The organism is Thalassotalea ganghwensis (assembly GCF_053485795.1).
Genome location: NZ_JBQRUM010000018.1, coordinates 66,767 through 83,988, shown reverse-complemented (window position 1 = coordinate 83,988; position 17,222 = coordinate 66,767). Strand labels below are relative to the sequence as shown.

The 17,222-nt window shown below is 38.0% G+C and carries 16 protein-coding genes; 9 read left to right on the top strand and 7 right to left on the bottom strand.

Annotated elements, in window-relative coordinates:
- Positions 1-25: 25 nt before the first annotated feature.
- Positions 26-823, bottom strand: a complete 798-nt coding sequence (locus ACSLUH_RS16210) for a TPR end-of-group domain-containing protein (protein ID WP_448568888.1) — start codon at positions 821-823, stop codon at positions 26-28.
- Between the two features lie 40 nt (positions 824-863).
- Positions 864-1,340, bottom strand: a complete 477-nt coding sequence (locus tag ACSLUH_RS16205; RefSeq protein ID WP_448568886.1) for a low molecular weight protein-tyrosine-phosphatase — start codon at positions 1,338-1,340, stop codon at positions 864-866.
- 162 nt (positions 1,341-1,502) lie between these two features.
- On the opposite strand from ACSLUH_RS16205, the gene ACSLUH_RS16200 reads away from it, so the two are divergent.
- The gene (locus ACSLUH_RS16200; protein ID WP_448568884.1) at positions 1,503-4,085 is read left to right on the top strand and encodes an EAL domain-containing protein; all 2,583 of its coding nucleotides are present in this window, start codon (positions 1,503-1,505) and stop codon (positions 4,083-4,085) included.
- A gap of 56 nt (positions 4,086-4,141) precedes the next feature.
- Here the strand turns inward: ACSLUH_RS16200 and aroG are convergent, their stop codons facing one another.
- Entirely contained in the window at positions 4,142-5,194 is a 1,053-nt protein-coding gene (gene aroG, locus ACSLUH_RS16195) for a 3-deoxy-7-phosphoheptulonate synthase AroG (protein WP_448568882.1), read from the bottom strand.
- Positions 5,195-5,391: 197 nt separating this feature from the next.
- On the opposite strand from aroG, the gene add reads away from it, so the two are divergent.
- The 3 genes from add to deoD all read left to right on the top strand — a co-directional run bounded on the left by add (position 5,392) and on the right by deoD (position 7,402).
- Positions 5,392-6,390, top strand: a complete 999-nt coding sequence (gene add, locus ACSLUH_RS16190; RefSeq protein ID WP_448568880.1) for an adenosine deaminase — start codon at positions 5,392-5,394, stop codon at positions 6,388-6,390.
- A 13-nt stretch (positions 6,391-6,403) separates the two neighbouring features.
- Positions 6,404-6,574 carry a XapX domain-containing protein gene (locus ACSLUH_RS16185; RefSeq protein ID WP_448568878.1) on the top strand — a complete coding sequence of 57 codons (171 nt, stop codon included), beginning with the start codon at positions 6,404-6,406 and terminating at the stop codon, positions 6,572-6,574.
- A 123-nt stretch (positions 6,575-6,697) separates the two neighbouring features.
- Positions 6,698-7,402, top strand: coding sequence for a purine-nucleoside phosphorylase (deoD, locus tag ACSLUH_RS16180; RefSeq protein WP_448568876.1), 705 nt, complete (start codon positions 6,698-6,700; stop codon positions 7,400-7,402).
- A 57-nt stretch (positions 7,403-7,459) separates the two neighbouring features.
- On the opposite strand, the gene ACSLUH_RS16175 is transcribed toward deoD, so the two are convergent.
- Both ACSLUH_RS16175 and ACSLUH_RS16170 read right to left on the bottom strand, forming a co-directional pair.
- Positions 7,460-9,685 (bottom strand): TonB-dependent receptor, encoded by a 2,226-nt coding sequence (locus ACSLUH_RS16175; RefSeq protein ID WP_448568874.1) that lies wholly within the window; start codon positions 9,683-9,685, stop codon positions 7,460-7,462.
- Positions 9,686-9,885: 200 nt separating this feature from the next.
- Positions 9,886-11,103, bottom strand: a complete 1,218-nt coding sequence (locus tag ACSLUH_RS16170; RefSeq protein ID WP_448568872.1) for a phosphopentomutase — start codon at positions 11,101-11,103, stop codon at positions 9,886-9,888.
- 218 nt (positions 11,104-11,321) lie between these two features.
- Here ACSLUH_RS16170 and udk point away from each other — a divergent pair, with 218 nt between their 5' ends.
- Genes udk through upp form a run of 5 tightly spaced genes read left to right on the top strand, consistent with a single transcriptional unit; the run spans position 11,322 to position 15,288 of the window.
- Positions 11,322-11,963, top strand: coding sequence for a uridine kinase (gene udk, locus ACSLUH_RS16165; protein ID WP_448568870.1), 642 nt, complete (start codon positions 11,322-11,324; stop codon positions 11,961-11,963).
- Between the two features lie 16 nt (positions 11,964-11,979).
- Positions 11,980-13,221: a NupC/NupG family nucleoside CNT transporter gene (locus tag ACSLUH_RS16160; protein WP_448568868.1), complete on the top strand. Its 1,242-nt coding sequence runs from the start codon at positions 11,980-11,982 to the stop codon at positions 13,219-13,221.
- A 12-nt stretch (positions 13,222-13,233) separates the two neighbouring features.
- Positions 13,234-14,010: a deoxyribose-phosphate aldolase gene (gene deoC, locus ACSLUH_RS16155; protein ID WP_448568866.1), complete on the top strand. Its 777-nt coding sequence runs from the start codon at positions 13,234-13,236 to the stop codon at positions 14,008-14,010.
- Between the two features lie 11 nt (positions 14,011-14,021).
- Entirely contained in the window at positions 14,022-14,600 is a 579-nt protein-coding gene (locus ACSLUH_RS16150) for a thymidine kinase (RefSeq protein WP_448568864.1), read from the top strand.
- 58 nt (positions 14,601-14,658) lie between these two features.
- Entirely contained in the window at positions 14,659-15,288 is a 630-nt protein-coding gene (upp, locus tag ACSLUH_RS16145; protein WP_448568862.1) for a uracil phosphoribosyltransferase, read from the top strand.
- Positions 15,289-15,378: 90 nt separating this feature from the next.
- Here upp and deoA read toward each other — a convergent pair whose 3' ends face one another.
- Together deoA and cdd are read right to left on the bottom strand one after the other, a co-directional pair.
- Positions 15,379-16,692, bottom strand: coding sequence for a thymidine phosphorylase (deoA, locus tag ACSLUH_RS16140; protein WP_448568860.1), 1,314 nt, complete (start codon positions 16,690-16,692; stop codon positions 15,379-15,381).
- A 9-nt stretch (positions 16,693-16,701) separates the two neighbouring features.
- Positions 16,702-17,109 (bottom strand): cytidine deaminase, encoded by a 408-nt coding sequence (gene cdd, locus ACSLUH_RS16135; protein WP_448568859.1) that lies wholly within the window; start codon positions 17,107-17,109, stop codon positions 16,702-16,704.
- Between the last annotated feature and the right edge of the window lie 113 nt (positions 17,110-17,222).

The following is a 17,222-nucleotide window of genomic DNA, read 5'->3' as shown; positions in this document are numbered from 1 at the left end:
CTTATCATAAGTGCTCAAATAAAACTTAAATCGCTTTATTCATCATATCGACTTTAGCTTTTGATTCATCGGCTGTTGGTACACCGCAAGCGATCCGTTGCTTATCAGATTTAGCTTGACGATCAAAGGGCTCTAATGTCCAAAGTCCATTTTCTTTTTTATATTGTGTTCCCCAGACTTGGGGCTTTCCTAAACTATGTAAATACCTATCCTCTGTCGCGCACGATAACCATTTCGCTACTTTATTGGTATTGTTAAGCTCTACTGATTTTTGAGCTAGTGAATGGGCTAGTTGATAATCTGATGGAGTCTTGCCATGTTGAAATATCATGGCGGCATGAAAGTAATCATCACTGTGAGATAAGCTATTTTCTTTAATAAATTGCCTTACTTTATCACGTCTAATCTCATCTTTTTTTGAAACGATTTTCCAATCGATATTGTTACTTTGACGATCACTTTGATCTTCTTGATATAATTTGTATAGCTCTTGGTTAATTTCGTTTAAGTATGCCGCCTGCCTAATTTCAATAAGTTTAACAACTTCTAGCCACCGAGGGTCATTTTGCAAATTTTTAAGGTCGGAATCTTGTTTTAACCAGTCGGCGTCTTTAAACCCTTTATTTACTGCTAATTTTAAATAATTAAATGCAGAATCTTTTTCATCAATAATCGCCTGACAACACGCCATGTTATATAACGTATTATTGCTCGCTTTATCAATGTTAAATTTTGCTTTTAGTTGCTGGCAATATTCATTATCAGCATAACTATTTAAAGACAATGTGGTAAAAGCTATCAGCGCTAAAAATGCCTTTTTCATACAATAAGTTCCTTTTAGTTTTATTCTTGGATACAGAAAATTAGCCTTTTAATCTCGCGATCAGCCCATCACTTGCATCTTCTACCATATCCAATACCAGTTTAAAGCCCCCTGCTCCACCGTAATACGGATCAGGTACTTCGGTATCGTTAAAGTTTTTTGCATATTTTAGAAATAATTCAAGTTTATCTTGGTGATTGGCTGGACATATAGCTCGCAAATTCGCTAAATTGTCTTCATCCATTGCGAGAATGAAATCAAATTTTTCAAAATCTTCCTGATTTACTTTACGGGCTTTAATTTTGTCAAATGAATACCCACGAGCTAGGCCAGCTTTTTGCGCTCTAGGATCTGGTTTTTGTTTTGCATGCGCACCAATCGTCCCTGCTGAGTCAATCAATAGATCTAAATTGTGCGATAACGCTTTATGGCGAAATACTGCCTCAGCCGTGGGGGAACGACAAATGTTACCCATGCACACAAATAAGATAGCGGTTTTATTAGAAGGTATCGCCATAACAAGTCCTTTGAATGAAAATAATTTAAAAAATAATCGATATAGCCTACTAACTTATTTTTTTTGTTCAAGATTTAAGTTGAATTTTAATGTTAAATAAGTTGTTTGCTACAATAAAACTTGTTAACCAAACTTTTAACTAATAAATAGAAGAAACCCTAAGTGGCGAAAATTTTACAAAACAAACTGTTTTATTTAAGCTCCCTACTCAGCTTTATCGCTGTACTTGTCGTTATTTTTAGTATCTACGCTCACAACAAACAACTTGTCTATCAGATCCAAAACCAAAATATCAGTGATATTGAAAGTCAATTTAGTTTTATAGAAGACGCTAATGATCAACTAACAATTGATCAGTTACTTAGTAAAACTTTACGCCTTCAAGAGGCACTAGATGGCGCTATTCCCTTTACCATGGAAAATCACCCTTATTGGATTCTTTTAAACATAAAGAACACAGGAAGCCAAAGCAAAAACATACAGTTATTTACCGATAACTTTATTTTAGAGCGATTTGATGTCTATCAAGTAAAAGGCAGTACTGTTACCTTGAAAACCAATGTGTTAGCAGGCTCTAGTAACGCAAATAGTTTTTACCCCAATATTTCGATAGCGTTAAACCATCAAGAACAGCATACGTATTATTTAAATATTAAAAGCAGTGCCGCGCCAGATATCCCCATAGTTTTATCTGAAGAATCAAGTTTTGCGTATTTAAACACGTTAACCATCATTGTGCTAAGTGCTTTTGTTAGCGTCATTTTGATCATGACACTATATAATTTGGTCATCTACGTGGCGGTGAAAGATAACGTTTACTTATTTTATATTGGCTATTTATTGTCAACATTGATTGTCATGGCGAGCATCAATGGCTTTGGGCGTTTTCTTTTTCCTGAAACAATAAACCAATGGTTTAATCACTACACTTTATTATTTCATTTCTTGCTCGTTATTTTTCTGACCTTGTTTACAATTTACTTCTTAAAAATAAATATTGAAAGCAGACGTTTTTATCAAGTTGGAATTTTACTGTGCATAATCGCCAGTATCGCGGCCTCTATAGGTTTCTTCTTTGAAAATACGTTACATGCTAAAGTATTCTTTGTTTTACAGCCGCTGTTTTATATATATTGCGTTGTCTTGATTTTAGTTCGATTAAGAAAAGACTTCTCATGGGCTAGATACTATTTCATATCATGGGTACCTTTGCTTTGTGGAGCGGCAATTCAACCACTTTCATTATTAGATATTATTGAACATAACTTTTTTACACGAAATGCTTTTTTATTTGCAGTTTTTATCGAAATTACATTAATGGCATTTGCATTAGCAGAGCGCATGCGAAGGTTAGAAAAAGAAAGGTTGTATTCAATTCAATATCATTCAGACACAGGACTGCCCCAAAAAGTAAATTTAGAAAATACCTTAGAGCGTTTAATTGACATATCGCATGCCTCAATCACCGTAATGACAATAAAACCCGAACATATTGATCGTGTAGCCTTATATTTGAGCCAAAAAGAAAAAAACGCTTTAATTAAAACGCTGTTTTTTAAGTTAGCCGCCTTATATCGGTTTAATGACGCCATTTTGTTTTTAACTGAACAAAGTGAAAAGATAGTTGTTACTGAAGAAAAGGCTTTTGTTGTCCTCATTGATGTAAAACGACTTGAATTACCAATAGAGCAGTTAATTCAATCAACCAAAGATGTTGTTAGACAAAACTTTCTTGTCGACAAGCTTAATTTACCCTTATCCGCTATTATTGGCCTCGCTAATTACCCAGATCATGGCGATAATGCACGCCAGATTATTAACAATGCTTTCTTGGCACAAAATATTGCTGAGCAAACCCCTCATCAATGGCAAGTTTTTCATCCTCAAAAGGTTCTAAAGAATAATAATACATTGCAATTAGCCAAAGCACTCTACAACGCTATAAATAACAACGAATTGGCGTTATTTCATCAACCTCAAATTGATTTAAATACTAATCGGGTATGCAGTAGTGAATGTTTGCTACGTTGGCAAACTAGCCAAGGTGACTACATTTCTCCAGATGTATTTATACCGATAGCTGAAGATATGGGGTTAATTTACCCGTTAACCAAATGGGTGATTAAAACAGCATTAACGCAACAACATCATATTATTAATGAACTTGGTTTCAATCACATGATATCAATAAATATTAGTGGCAAAGATATTTCTAGGACTTCATTTTTTATTGACGTCGTTGATATTATTGAAGCAAGTGGTGTTAGTGCAGACAAGATCATATTTGAATTAACTGAAACGACATCCATCGCTAATAATCTTGAAACGATAGCATTACTGGAAAAACTTACCGAAATTGGTATCACGATTAGTATTGATGATTTTGGAACAGGCTATTCGTCTATGACGCAAGTTAGTACCCTACCATTTCAAGAGTTAAAGGTTGATCGTCACTTTGTTGAAAACATATGCGCTAACCAAAAGCGTAAAATTATTACGCGTTCTACCGTTGAAATGGCAAAAGGGTTGGGCTTAGAAGTGGTCGCCGAAGGTATTAACAGTCAAGAAGACGAAGATACGTTAAGAAAATTTGGTTGCGATATTGGCCAAGGATACTTTTACGCTAAGCCGATGTCGTTTGAAGATTATTCAAATTGGTTAGAAAACTTAGATAAAGGTCGGATAAAACCCACACCGCCAATGCCAGCCCAAGAGTTCATACCTGCGACTAAAACTAAAGATTAAACAAAAAAAGAGGCATATGATATCGTATGCCTCTCGTGCACTTTATTTATTAGCCATTAACGATTTCTATTCGCTACTGCGTCGTTCAACTGTGCTAACAATTTTTCAGTATCTTGCCAACCAATACAAGCGTCAGTAACACTCTGACCATAGGTTTTGACCGTACCGTCAATGATGTCTTGGCGCCCTTCGACTAAGTGGCTTTCCACCATTACCCCAAAGATATCGGTATTCCCTGCTACAATTTGCTGACAGACGTCTTGGCAAACTAGCATTTGATTTTCAAACTTTTTATTAGAGTTTGCATGACTAAAATCTATCATTAGCTTGGTGTTAAGCTGTGCTTGTTTTAATTGTTCCGTAACGCTTTTTACACTATCTGCATCATAGTTAGTGGTTTTACCGCCACGAAGAATAATGTGGCAATCGGCATTACCTGTTGTTTGAACAATGGCTGAATGGCCATATTTAGTGACTGATAAGAAGTGATGAGATGCGCTTGCCGCCCCAATAGCGTCAATAGCAACCTTGATTGTACCATCCGTGCCATTTTTAAACCCTACTGGACATGATAGCCCTGACGCTAACTCTCGGTGCACCTGACTTTCGGTAGTACGTGCGCCAATAGCCCCCCAACACATAAAATCTGCCATATATTGTGGTGTGATCATATCAAGGAACTCACCAGCAGTAGGCATTCCCAAATTATTGAGATCAAGTAGAAGCTTACGTCCGATGCGTAAACCATCATTGAGTTTAAAGGTGTTATTGAGATAAGGATCGTTTATCAGCCCTTTCCAACCAACGGTCGTGCGAGGTTTTTCAAAGTAAACACGCATAACAACCTCAAGATTATCTGCATACTTGTCTCTTAATGCTAATAACCTTTCGCCATATTCAAGTGCTGCTTTGGGGTCATGAATTGAACATGGGCCTATAATAACCAGCAAGCGCTCATCTTTGTTATTGAGAATATTGCTGATTGCTGTTCTACCAGAAAACACAGTTTCAGACGCTTTTTCAGTTGCAGGAAATCGCTCAAGCAAAGCAACCGGTGGTAATAGCTCTTTTATTTTTTCAATACGAACGTCATCAGTTTGATAGAACATAGTGTTTACTCTTTTACATCAAAATTTATATTATATTTATGTCTAGACACCTAGATTAATAATCCCACTGGCTAATCTATCAGTGTTATTTATCGAATACCAACATAAAATACGAAAATATGCGTATAATTAATAAGAATAAACACTAAGTAAAAATTGTCGTTTAAAATCGGCTATTTATTGGACGAAAACACCTTATGTACAATCCTGCCTTACCTGTTATCGATCTACATCGACATTTAGATGGCAACATCCGCCCTGCGACTATCTGGCAATTAGCGAACAAAAACAGTATCGCGTTACCAACTAATGACTTTGCAAAGTTTTTACCTTTTGTACAAATACAGCATAGTGAGCCAAACCTCGTTGCCTTTTTAAAAAAGCTGGATTGGGGGGTAAAGGTATTAACAACATTGGACGATTGCAAGCAGATTGCCTTTGAAAATGTTGAAGATGCGTTTAAAGCAGGAATAGATTATGCCGAATTACGTTTTTCTCCCTATTATATGGCGATGACCCATCAATTAAATGTAGCGGATGTGGTAGCTGCTGTGATTGATGGGATAAATGAAGGTGTTAAGACTTATGATATCAAAATAAATCTTATCGGTATTTTAAGTAGAACATTTGGACAAGAAGCCTGTTTTAAAGAACTTGAAGCCTTGCTTGTTCATAAGCAACACCTAGTTGCTGTTGATTTAGCTGGTGATGAATACAATTACCCTGGTAGTTTGTTTACCGAACATTTTAACAAGGTTCAAAATGCGGGACTTCTTGTCACTGTCCATGCTGGTGAAGCAGCTGGCAGTGAAAGTATTTGGCAGGCTATTAATGAATTAGGCGCGACAAGAATAGGTCATGGTGTCGCTTGTCGTTATGATGAACAATTGATGGATTATATGTGTGAAAATTCTATCGCTATTGAATCTTGTTTAACGTCAAACTTTCAAACAGGAACAGTCACTAATTTAGCGGCGCATCCAATTAAAACGTTTCTCGATAAAGGTTTGCTAGTTTGTTTAAATACCGATGACCCAGCAGTTGAAAACATAGAATTAGCAGATGAATTTCAGCTCGCTAAAAATACGGTAAAATTAACAGATAAAGAGCTTGAGCAATTACAAGTTAATGCATTAAATGCGAGCTTTTTATCGTCTGAGGAAAAAGCTGAATTAAAAAACAAAAAAACAACTTAAATAAGGAGACGTTATGTCCGAAGTTTTACTAGCACTTGTTGCTGGCGCCCTCGTTGGTATCGTATTTTCAATGATTAAACTACCCTTACCCGCACCACCTGTACTTTCTGGCATCGCAGGTATTGTAGGCATCTATTTAGGAGGTATGGGATATCACTGGATCGTTGAAAGGTTTTTCAGCTAAACTTACCCTTCACTTAATTGTGGAACATTAAACATCAGTAAAACACCCTTGATAGCAGAACCGAAGTACTGGCTTGAAACTTACTGAGACATAAAAATATAAGTAATTATAAGGTTATTTCTCATGTCTACACCTCATATTGAAGCACAACCCAATGATTTTGCACCAACGGTTTTAATGCCGGGTGACCCCTTAAGAGCAAAATATATTGCTGAAAATTTTTTAGATGACGCCAAGTGTGTAACCAAAGTACGTAATATGTTTGGTTATACGGGTACCTATAAAGGTAAACCTGTCTCGGTAATGGGGTCTGGGATGGGTATCCCCTCGATTTCAATTTATGCAACGGAATTATACAAATTCTATGGCGTTGAAAATATCATAAGAATCGGTTCATGCGGCGCGGTGAGAGATGATGTGAAAATACGGGATGTCATTATTGGTATGGCAGCAAGTACAGACTCTAATGTTAATCGTAAACGCTTTAACCATTGTGACTTTGCAGCATGTGCAGATTTTCAGTTGCTAAGAAAAGTCGTCGACACTGCTGATAAATTAAATAAAAAAGTGCATGTTGGTAACGTGTTTACCGCCGATCTTTTCTACACACCACAGCCAGAAATGTTTAAAACCATGGAAAGTCTTGGAATTTTAGCAGTTGAAATGGAAGCCGCCGGCTTATATGGCGTTGCAGCAGAATTAGGCAAAAAAGCATTGGCAGTGTTCACCGTTAGTGATCACATAAAAACGGGTGAAGAAACTACTGCTCAGGAGCGCGAAACGACATTCAAAGACATGATGGAACTGACGCTAGAAAGCGTGCTTTAAATTTACGAAGAAGCCGCCAGTGTCCGACTGGCGGCTTAAATAAAAAAGTATTTAAATTTAAAACATAAACCGGCCTTCAATCCCCCAGAATCTCGGCTCATTTACTGCTGCAGTTTGATTTAAGAACGCAACGACATTTTCAACAACAATTTTATCGGTAATATTACGACCAACTAACGCCAACTCCCAATCATCATTATTCTGGTATGAGATTCTTACACCGCCTAACCAACGAGATTCAATGACGTATTCTACTGCCTCATACAAGAAAAAGTTGGACTCACTACGATATGTCCAATCTGTTTGCAGGTTAATAACCCCTGTATCTACAGGAATTTCATAATTTAGATGAATATTACCTAACCATTTTGGCGCTCTGGGTAACGGATTACCATCAATGAATACTGTGGTTACTGGGCCAAAATCGCCTTGAACGGTCTCAACTATTGGATCAGTCGCATTACAATAGGCAAAAGACATTGGATCTAAAGCACAACGTTCTGATTTCAATGTTTCTTGTTGGATTTCTGTTTTGTTATAACTTAAATTTAAGTTTAAACGTAAGTCATCGGTTAACATTGCCTCAAACATGGTTTCAACCCCAGCGCCAAAAGTATTATCAGCGTTTAATAAGGCATTAGTGTTACCGTCAATTCCTGTCGCTACAAGTTGATGGTCTTTTATATCATATGTATATGCAGTAATATGCCATCTCGCATCGCCATCCCAAACATCACCTTTTAACCCTACTTCATATGAAGTTAACGTTTCAGTTTCAGCTTCACTTGGGAATCCAAATCGACCAAGCGTAACTGGGCCTCTAGACGCATTACCTATTCGCGCAAAGCCTGTCCACTCATCATTAAATATATAGCGAGCTGAGAGATCCCAATTGACATAACTATCATCTTTGTCGATTTCAAAACTGATATCGCTACCGCCATTTGGCCTAATATCAAGCTCTTTATCATCACTGGTATAACGAAGTCCGAGCGTTATAGCCAATTGTTCACTACTTTTATATTCTACTTGGCCAAAAATCGCTTTAGAGGTAGTCAATTGATCTATCTGATAAAAATTTAATGTCTCCCCCTCAGATGTTAAATCTTTATTGTTAACGGTATAGTCTTCTCTAAAATAGTAAAGACCGCCTTGATAAAAAAGTTTGTCGGTTTGACCTGATAATCGAATTTCTTGACTAAACTGATAATGGTCATCTAGGCCATCGCCTGACGCTGCATTTCGAAAATATTTACCTAATTCATTTTGTTGTGCATTTACATCTGTATAGCCACCATCTATATCAGCAAAACTCCAACTTTCTAGAGTGTCATAGCCGGTAACAGCGACTAGCGTTAGTTCATTAAAATCATGACTAAATTTAAAACTACCGCCACGATGAGTCATCTCAAAACCTGACGGACTATCGTGATAGATTACTGCTTCATCAAATCCTTTTCTTAAGCCTGCTTTTCCAATTTCTATCGCATTAGCATAAAAAATAGATGGCATATCGCCTTCTTGTTCAAAACCGTGCAGTTTTAATAAAGCTTCAGTGCCTGCGCCATTGTCATAAAGAAACTGTAAGCGAAAAGCCAACTCTTCATAACCACCAACTTTTTCATCCCGAATGACGTTTTTCACCCAAGCATCACGTTCTTGATGCTTCACCGATAGCCTTGCGGCGACAGTTCCTGAAAGTTCGGCATTAATAGCCGTTTCAGCAAACAAGGTGCCGCGATTACCAAAACCAAAGTGAGCATAACCATCATTACTGTATTCAGGCGCGACCGTATCAATTTTTACTATGCCAGCAGGGGTATTTCGACCAAAAAGCGTTCCTTGAGGGCCATTAAGTACTTCAACACGCTCAACATCAAATAATGGTATACCTTTTAATACAGGGTTTTCTAAGGCAATTTCATCAAGCACCATTGAAACAGGCTGACTGGCATTAACATCAAAGTCAGTATTACCTAAACCTCGAATATAGAATCTTGGCGATTGCCGGCCATTGGTGGATTCAATTTGCAGACTTGGAACTCGACCGGCTAAAGCCTTTATATTTTCGCCTGCACCTAAATAATCATTTAGGTTCTCTGCTGATATCGCTGAAACGGTTGCAGGAACTTCTTTTACCGTTTGTATCCGCTTCTGTGCTGTAACGGTTATCGTCTCTAAGCCTTTCTCTTCTTGCTTTTCTTCTTCAGCTGATATGTCAAAACTTGTCAACAGCGCTGCGTTGACACTAATCGCAACAATGGTGTACCCGAACCTTTTCATTCATGCTCTCCCAAGAACCATAATCTAAAAATATTTCTATTTGCTATGTTTGAGAGTGATTGATTTTACATTTGTCGAATGACAGACTAAGCAATGAATTTTGATTAGATACATTGCTTAGTGAGAAGTTTAATACCGCTAAACTAATTTTTATTACAAAAATCAATGTACTCTTTGTAATATCAGTATAGACGTCATTTTTATTTTGGTAGTTTTATTTGCGAAAGAAAGCTTTCGCCGTATTTCAAAGCGTCTAAATCAAAATAATCGGCAATAGTTTGAGCGATATCAGCAAATGTTTTCCGCTCGCCTAAATCTATTGAGCTTATGTTGTGATGGTAAGCTAAAACAGGCACGTATTCACGCGTATGATCTGTTCCAGGCCACGTAGGGTCGCATCCATGATCTGCAGTCAGTATAAGTAAGTCATCGTCAGACATTTCTTGATAAATAGTTGGTAACAATTCATCAAAACCTTGCAAAGCATTCGCATAACCTATCGGATCTCGACGATGACCAAAGTCTTGATCAAAATTCACTAAATTCGTAAAAATAATACTATTATCTTTACTTAATTTAATTTGTTTAATCGTTGTCTCTACAAGTGCGTCAATTCCAGTGGCTTTATGTTTGTCCGTGATCCCTTGATGGGCAAAAATATCGGCTATTTTGCCAACGCTGATCACCTGACCACCAACATGGGTAAATTTGTCTAATACGGTTTCTGCTGGTGGTGCTAAAGAATAATCGCGACGGTTTCCTGTGCGAGTAAAATCTTCACTGTTAGTGCCAATAAATGGCCTAGCGATTACCCGTCCAATATTGTAGTCAGCAAGTAATTCTCTCACTTGCTGACAATAGCGATAAAGGTTATCCAAACCAAAGTGTTTCTCATGTGCAGCAACCTGAAAAACACTATCACCAGAGGTATAACATATTGGCATGCCGGTTTTGATATGCTCTTCACCTAAACGGGCAATTATTTCAGTTCCAGAGGCATGACAATTACCTAGCATGCCAGAATAACCCGTTTTTACGTTTATATTTTCGATTAACTCTGTAGGAAAAGAAGATTCTTTGTTAGTGAAATACCCCCAGTCAAATAATACCGGGACCCCCGCCATTTCCCAGTGACCACTCGGAGTGTCTTTACCAGAGCTTAACTCACGAGCATAACCATAGGCACCTTTAATAGCCTTGTCAGGCTCAATTGGAAAATCCTCTTTTCCAGCTGCCATACAAGCCTGAACCAACCCAAGCTTAGTTAAATTAGGTAATGAAAGTAGTTTATTGGTTTTCTTAAAATAATCCTGAGCGATATGAGCAAACGTGTTTGCTCCTAGATCACCAAATTTTTCTGCATCAGGCGCTGCTCCAATACCAAAACTATCTAAAACCAGAATAATTACTTTTGCCATAGTGAAAACCTTTAAATTTTATCATGACCAATTGGTCAAGATGTGGTAATTTAGCAGCATTAGAAAAAACAACAATGTTAAATTGCACACAATCGTTTTAATTATAGCGCTTTGGCTTAACTTTTTTATCACATTAACCAATGTTTAAATAATTAACTCGTTAGGCCAAGCTTATTGCTCAACATTGTTATATCGTATTATTTATATAGGTTAGTCCGTTGCCAAACTCTCGACCCACTATTATCGCAATCACAGGGGCATCAGCTTCTGGAAAATCATTATTTGCTCAAACTATATATGATGAACTCTTACCAGAAATTGGTGATCATGGTATCTCGATTATTAAAGAAGACGCTTATTATCGAGATCAAACCCATTTAACCATGGAAGAGCGTTTAACAACAAATTATGACCACCCTAATGCGTTCGAACATGAGTTACTAAGCCAACATTTAAAAGAGTTAGTTGGTAATCAGATTATTAACTGTCCAGTGTATTGCTATAAAACTCATACACGTAAAAATGAGTTGTTGCAGATAAAACCTACACCAATTGTTTTAGTAGAAGGAATTTTATTGTTTTCTAATCCACAATTAAGAGAACACTTTGATATAAAAGTATATATGGATACTCCTTTAGATATATGTTTAATTAGACGAATACAAAGAGACACTGTTGAAAGAGAAAGGTCGGTCGAGTCTATTACCAAACAATATTTAAACATGGTTAGACCTATGTATTATCAACACATAGAACCTGCTAAAGCTCACGCTGATATTGTTATTACCCGAGGTGGTAAGAATCGAATGGCTATTGAACTGCTTAAAGCAAAAATACGACAATTAATTTCAAAAAAATAATAATAACGAGGACTTTATGGAGTTATCCGCATTAAGAGGGCTATTAGGAGTTATTGCTTTGCTAGCCATCGCTGTAGCGTTTTCTCATCATCGCAAAGAAATAAATTGGCGAACAGTTGGGCTAGCGTTATTGATACAAATGTCATTAGGCGCATTTGTCCTGTACATTCCTTTTGGAAAAGATGTCCTAGCGTCAATTTCTGGAGGCGTGCAACAAGTGATTGACAGCGCGCAAGTCGGCATTTCATTCTTGTTCGGTGGTCTTGGCACCGATGCCATGTTTGAAAATGGTGTTGGTTTTGTCTTCGCCGTTAGAGTATTGCCTGTCATTATCTTTTTCTCATCGTTGATTGCCGTGCTGTATTATTTAAATATTATGCAATGGGTGGTAAAAATTATCGGCGGTGGCTTACAAAAGCTTTTAAAAACATCAAAACCTGAGTCTTTATCTGCGACAGCAAATATATTTGTTGGCCAAACAGAAGCCCCTTTAGTTGTAAGACCTTATATCGCTAGAATGACTCGCTCAGAGCTGTTTGCCATTATGGTTGGCGGTTTGGCTTCGGTAGCCGGCAGTGTCTTAGTTGGATATGCAACCTTAGGAATCGAACTCAAGTATTTAATAGCAGCTTCATTTATGGCCGCTCCTGGTGGGCTATTAATGGCAAAAATCATTATTCCTGAAACAGAGCACACTAAATTTGATGAACATGATCTGGGCGAAGAAAAACACGATACGCCAACTAACGTAATCGACGCCGCTGCTGCTGGAGCCGCATCAGGCTTAAAGTTAGCCGTTAATGTTGGGGCAATGCTATTAGCATTTATCGCGTTAATCGCGTTGTTAAATCATATTTTATCAGGCACCGCTTCAATTTTTGGTTTTGAAGGCATCACGATTGAATTTCTTCTTGGCTATTTATTTGCACCTGTCGCTTTTGTAATCGGAGTACCCGTCAATGAAATGGTCTCGGCTGGTAGTTTGATTGGCCAGAAAATCGCCGTAAACGAATTTTTTGCTTACATAAATTTCGTTGAAATCAAAAGTACATTGTCTGAGGGAACTCAAGCGATTGTTACTTTTGCATTATGTGGTTTTGCCAACCTTTCTTCAATCGCCATATTGTTAGGCGGGATTGGCTCTATGGCCCCCTCGCGTCGAAAAGATATCGCTCAACTAGGTATGAAAGCGATGTTCGCTGCAACCTTAGCAAACTTAATGAGCGCCGCAATTGCCGGTATTTTTGTCAGTTTATAAGAGACAAACGCTATGGAAAATTTAAATAAACAAAACGCTAAACTAGCCATTTCTTTAATGGACTTAACCAGTTTAACTGGTCACGAAACTGAACAAGAAATCATTAATCTTTGTCAGACGGCTCACACCACTTTTGGTAATACTGCCGCTATTTGTATTTATCCTCAATACATACCCATCGCAAAACAGCAACTGATAAAGCAAGGTACGCCAGAAATAAAAATTGCGACTGTTACTAACTTCCCTCATGGTTCCAACGACATTGCATTGGCGGTTAATGAAACCAAACAAGCAATAGAACTAGGTGCAGACGAAGTCGATGTCGTCTTTCCTTATAAAAGTTTACTCGCCGGTGATAGCCAAATAGGCTTTGACTTAGTGAAGGCGTGTAAAGAGGTATGTGGAAAAACCACATTATTAAAAGTCATCATTGAATCTGGTGAACTAGCAACCGAAGAGCTTATTAGAACAGCGAGTGAAATTGCCATAAAGGCTGGAGCTGACTTTATTAAAACATCAACAGGTAAAGTAAAAGTCAATGCAACACCGCAAGCGGCAAAGACGATGTTGGAAGTGATTAACAAATTAAACCCAAATGTTGGCTTTAAAGCAGCAGGAGGTGTAAAAGATGTTAATGACGCACAAGTATATCTGACACTTGCTTTAGATATTTTAGGATCAGCATGGTTAGATGAGAGTCATTTTAGATTTGGTGCTAGTAGCTTAATGACGAACCTTTTAGCGACTTTAACTGATCAAAACCCTCAACAATCGACATCTGATTATTAAATGGTAATAAAATGGCACAGTTATATTTTTATTACTCAACGATGAATGCTGGTAAGTCTACTCATTTACTGCAATCGTCATATAATTATCGAGAGCGTGGGCAAACTACCCTGCTCTATACGGCTAAAATTGATGATCGGTTTGCAAAAGGTAAAGTCGCTTCTAGAATTGGTCTTCAACAAGATGCTGAATTATTCGAACCAGATACTGAACTCTTTGAGCAAATAAGCGAACAGCACCTAAAACAAAAACTTGATTGCGTGTTAATTGATGAAGCCCAATTTTTAACTAAAGAGCAGGTTAAACAATTAACCTTAGTCGTCGATAGGTTAAATATTCCCGTATTAGCTTATGGTATTCGCACCGACTTTTTGGGGGAGCTTTTTGAAGGAAGCTCAGCATTGCTGGCTTGGGCAGATAAACTTGTCGAGTTAAAAACTATTTGTCATTGTGGTAAAAAAGCTAACTTTGTGATCAGAAGAGATTCTCAAGGTAGACCTGTAAACCAAGGCCAACAAATAGACGTTGGCGGTAATGAAAAATATGAGTCTTTGTGTCGACAACATTTTCGAGAATTCATATGGGATTAGCGACGTCTATAAGTAGTGATTATACTTTTATCGCGTTAACAATTTTAAGGACACCATAATGACTATTACGGTAAGCGAGCATCCGCTGGTTAAGCATAAAATTTCATTGCTTCGAGAAGACGCTATTTCAGTAAAAAGCTTCAGGGAGTTAACTAACGAAATTTCACAACTTCTCTTAGTCGAAGCGAGTAAAGACTTTCCTTTGACGCATAAACCAATTCATTGTTGGTCTGGCACTATATCCGCACCAATGCTTGCAGATAAACAACCTACTTTTGTCCCAATTCTTCGTGCTGGACTTGGCATGTTACAGGGAGCTTTAACTATCTTTCCGAGTGCAAAAGTCAGTGTCGTTGGCTTAAAACGCAATGAGCAGACCTTAAAACCAGATTGCTATTATGAAAATATTGTCAATGATATCGAAGAGCGAACCGCTATTATTATTGATCCAATGCTTGCAACTGGTGGTAGTGCGATAGCTGCAATCGATCTACTTAAAAAAAGCGGTTGTAAAACAATCATTGGTATCTTTATGGTGGCAGCACCCGAAGGTATTGAAGCGATGCAGCAAGCGCATCCAGATGTAAATTTAGTCATCGGTGCAAAAGACAAATGTCTTAATGAACATGGCTACATCCTGCCTGGTTTAGGCGATGCAGGTGATAAGATATTTGGTACATTAGCTTAGGGACTGTTGTTCTTTATCTAGTTTTCTAAAGCTTAATTGAACAAAACGGCGCTTAATTGCGCCGTTTTACTATTGCGGATATATAAATTCCTAGCGAATTGTTTCAATGATAGTGGCTGGAACTTCTGGCATGGTTTCACTAATACTCAGTGCGTCAATATAAGCCTGTTGCGCAAATTTAATCTGATCTTCATCACGTGCATGTAAACGACAGATTACATCGCCGCGATTAATACGTGTACCAACCGGTAAAATGCGATCATACCCGACAGAATGGTCAATCAGTTGGCCATTAGCAGAACGACCGCCTTTCATTGCAACAATTGCCATACCAATCGCTCGAGTATCCATCGCTGAAATAAATCCATGCTCTGGTGCTTTGATTTCAATGATATGAGCTGCTTTTTCCATAGATGCCCACGGATCATCCAACCAATCGGCAGGACCACCTAACGCATGGATCATTTGCGCAAAACGTTCTGCAGCGTCGCCACTTTCAAGCGCGGTGTTAATTTTATCCATAGCTTCGTTTTCGTCTTTAGCTAACTTGGCACTAATTAACATTGCTTTAGCAAGTGATGTCACTACTTGGTGTAATCTTGGCTCTCTTAATTTACCCGTTAAGTACTTAGCGGTTTCATACATTTCAAGCGCGTTACCCGCTGTACTACCTAAGACTTGATTCATATCGGTAATAATCGCTTGTGTTCTAACACCTGCTCCATTAGCGACATTGACAATGCTTTGCGCAAGTGAAACTGCATCGTCATAATTATTCATCATTGCGCCGTTGCCGACTTTAACATCCATAACCAGTGCATCAAGACCCGCAGAGAGCTTTTTAGATAATATTGATGCCGTAATAAGCGGAATAGACTCAACTGTCGCGGTAACATCTCGTATTGAATATAGCCTTTTATCTGCTGGAGCTAAATTGTCAGTTTGTGAAATTATCGCCATTCCGAGGTCTTTCACTATTTGTTTAAATCTCTGTTCACTCGGTGCAACGTCATAGCCGGCAATACTTTCTAATTTATCTGAAGTGCCTCCGGTATGACCTAAGCCACGTCCAGATATCATAGGGACATAAGCTCCACAAGATGAAACAATGGCAGCAAGCATAAAGCTCACTTTGTCACCTACTCCACCGGTTGAATGTTTATCAATAACAGGACCATCTAATTCCGGCCAACTGAGCACATGCCCTGAATTTCTCATCGACATGGTTAAATCAACAATCTCTTGCGTATTCATCCCTTGTTGAAATATCGCCATTGCCATAGAACCAACTTGTGCGTCGTTAAAATCGCCCGTTACTAAGCCGGAAACAAAACTTTCTATTTGTTCAGTTGATAACGATTTACCGTCTCGTTTAACTCGAATAATCTCTTGTGGAACGAACATTGGGTATCCTTACTTATCTAAAAATTTTGGGGTAAATGCGTTAGGCAAAAGTTCTTGTACCTGCCAATGTTTTTGCTCCCCCTTATGATTAATTGCTGAAATAGTCGCCTGTGGAGAAAAGAACTCACTGATCACTTGACGACAAGCACCGCACGGCGGCACTAACTCGTCTTGCTCTGTATAAATAACAAGTGTTTCAAAGCTTTTTTCATTTTCTACCACGGCACTAGCAATACAGTTTCGCTCTGCACAGGTCGTCAGTCCATAAGATGCATTTTCAACATTACAGCCATGATAAACGACACCATTTTTAGTCACTAGTGCAGCACCAACATGAAATTGGCTGTAAGGTGCATAGGCGTGTTTGAATGCACTAATCGCCTGTTGTACAAGTTTCTCTTCAATGGATAACTTCATGATATTTTCCTGACCACTTGGTTAGTTTATATTATGCTTTTTATCGTAAAAGTAAAGCAAACATGTTAAGAATATAGGAAATTAGCGATAAAAAAACCGCGCTTTAAGCGCGG

Bases quoted from the DNA above. Each gene is read 5' to 3' on its own strand.
- deoD (WP_448568876.1), top strand. From the start codon at position 6,698: ATGTCTACACCTCATATTGAAGCACAACCCAATGATTTTGCACCAACG.
- deoC (WP_448568866.1), top strand. From the start codon at position 13,234: ATGGAAAATTTAAATAAACAAAACGCTAAACTAGCCATTTCTTTAATG.
- aroG (WP_448568882.1), bottom strand. From the start codon at position 5,194: ATGTTCTATCAAACTGATGACGTTCGTATTGAAAAAATAAAAGAGCTA.
- ACSLUH_RS16185 (WP_448568878.1), top strand. From the start codon at position 6,404: ATGTCCGAAGTTTTACTAGCACTTGTTGCTGGCGCCCTCGTTGGTATC.
- upp (WP_448568862.1), top strand. From the start codon at position 14,659: ATGACTATTACGGTAAGCGAGCATCCGCTGGTTAAGCATAAAATTTCA.
- ACSLUH_RS16150 (WP_448568864.1), top strand. From the start codon at position 14,022: ATGGCACAGTTATATTTTTATTACTCAACGATGAATGCTGGTAAGTCT.
- add (WP_448568880.1), top strand. From the start codon at position 5,392: ATGTACAATCCTGCCTTACCTGTTATCGATCTACATCGACATTTAGAT.
- deoA (WP_448568860.1), bottom strand. From the start codon at position 16,692: ATGTTCGTTCCACAAGAGATTATTCGAGTTAAACGAGACGGTAAATCG.
- ACSLUH_RS16210 (WP_448568888.1), bottom strand. From the start codon at position 823: ATGAAAAAGGCATTTTTAGCGCTGATAGCTTTTACCACATTGTCTTTA.
- ACSLUH_RS16205 (WP_448568886.1), bottom strand. From the start codon at position 1,340: ATGGCGATACCTTCTAATAAAACCGCTATCTTATTTGTGTGCATGGGT.
- ACSLUH_RS16160 (WP_448568868.1), top strand. From the start codon at position 11,980: ATGGAGTTATCCGCATTAAGAGGGCTATTAGGAGTTATTGCTTTGCTA.
- cdd (WP_448568859.1), bottom strand. From the start codon at position 17,109: ATGAAGTTATCCATTGAAGAGAAACTTGTACAACAGGCGATTAGTGCA.
- ACSLUH_RS16175 (WP_448568874.1), bottom strand. From the start codon at position 9,685: ATGAAAAGGTTCGGGTACACCATTGTTGCGATTAGTGTCAACGCAGCG.
- ACSLUH_RS16170 (WP_448568872.1), bottom strand. From the start codon at position 11,103: ATGGCAAAAGTAATTATTCTGGTTTTAGATAGTTTTGGTATTGGAGCA.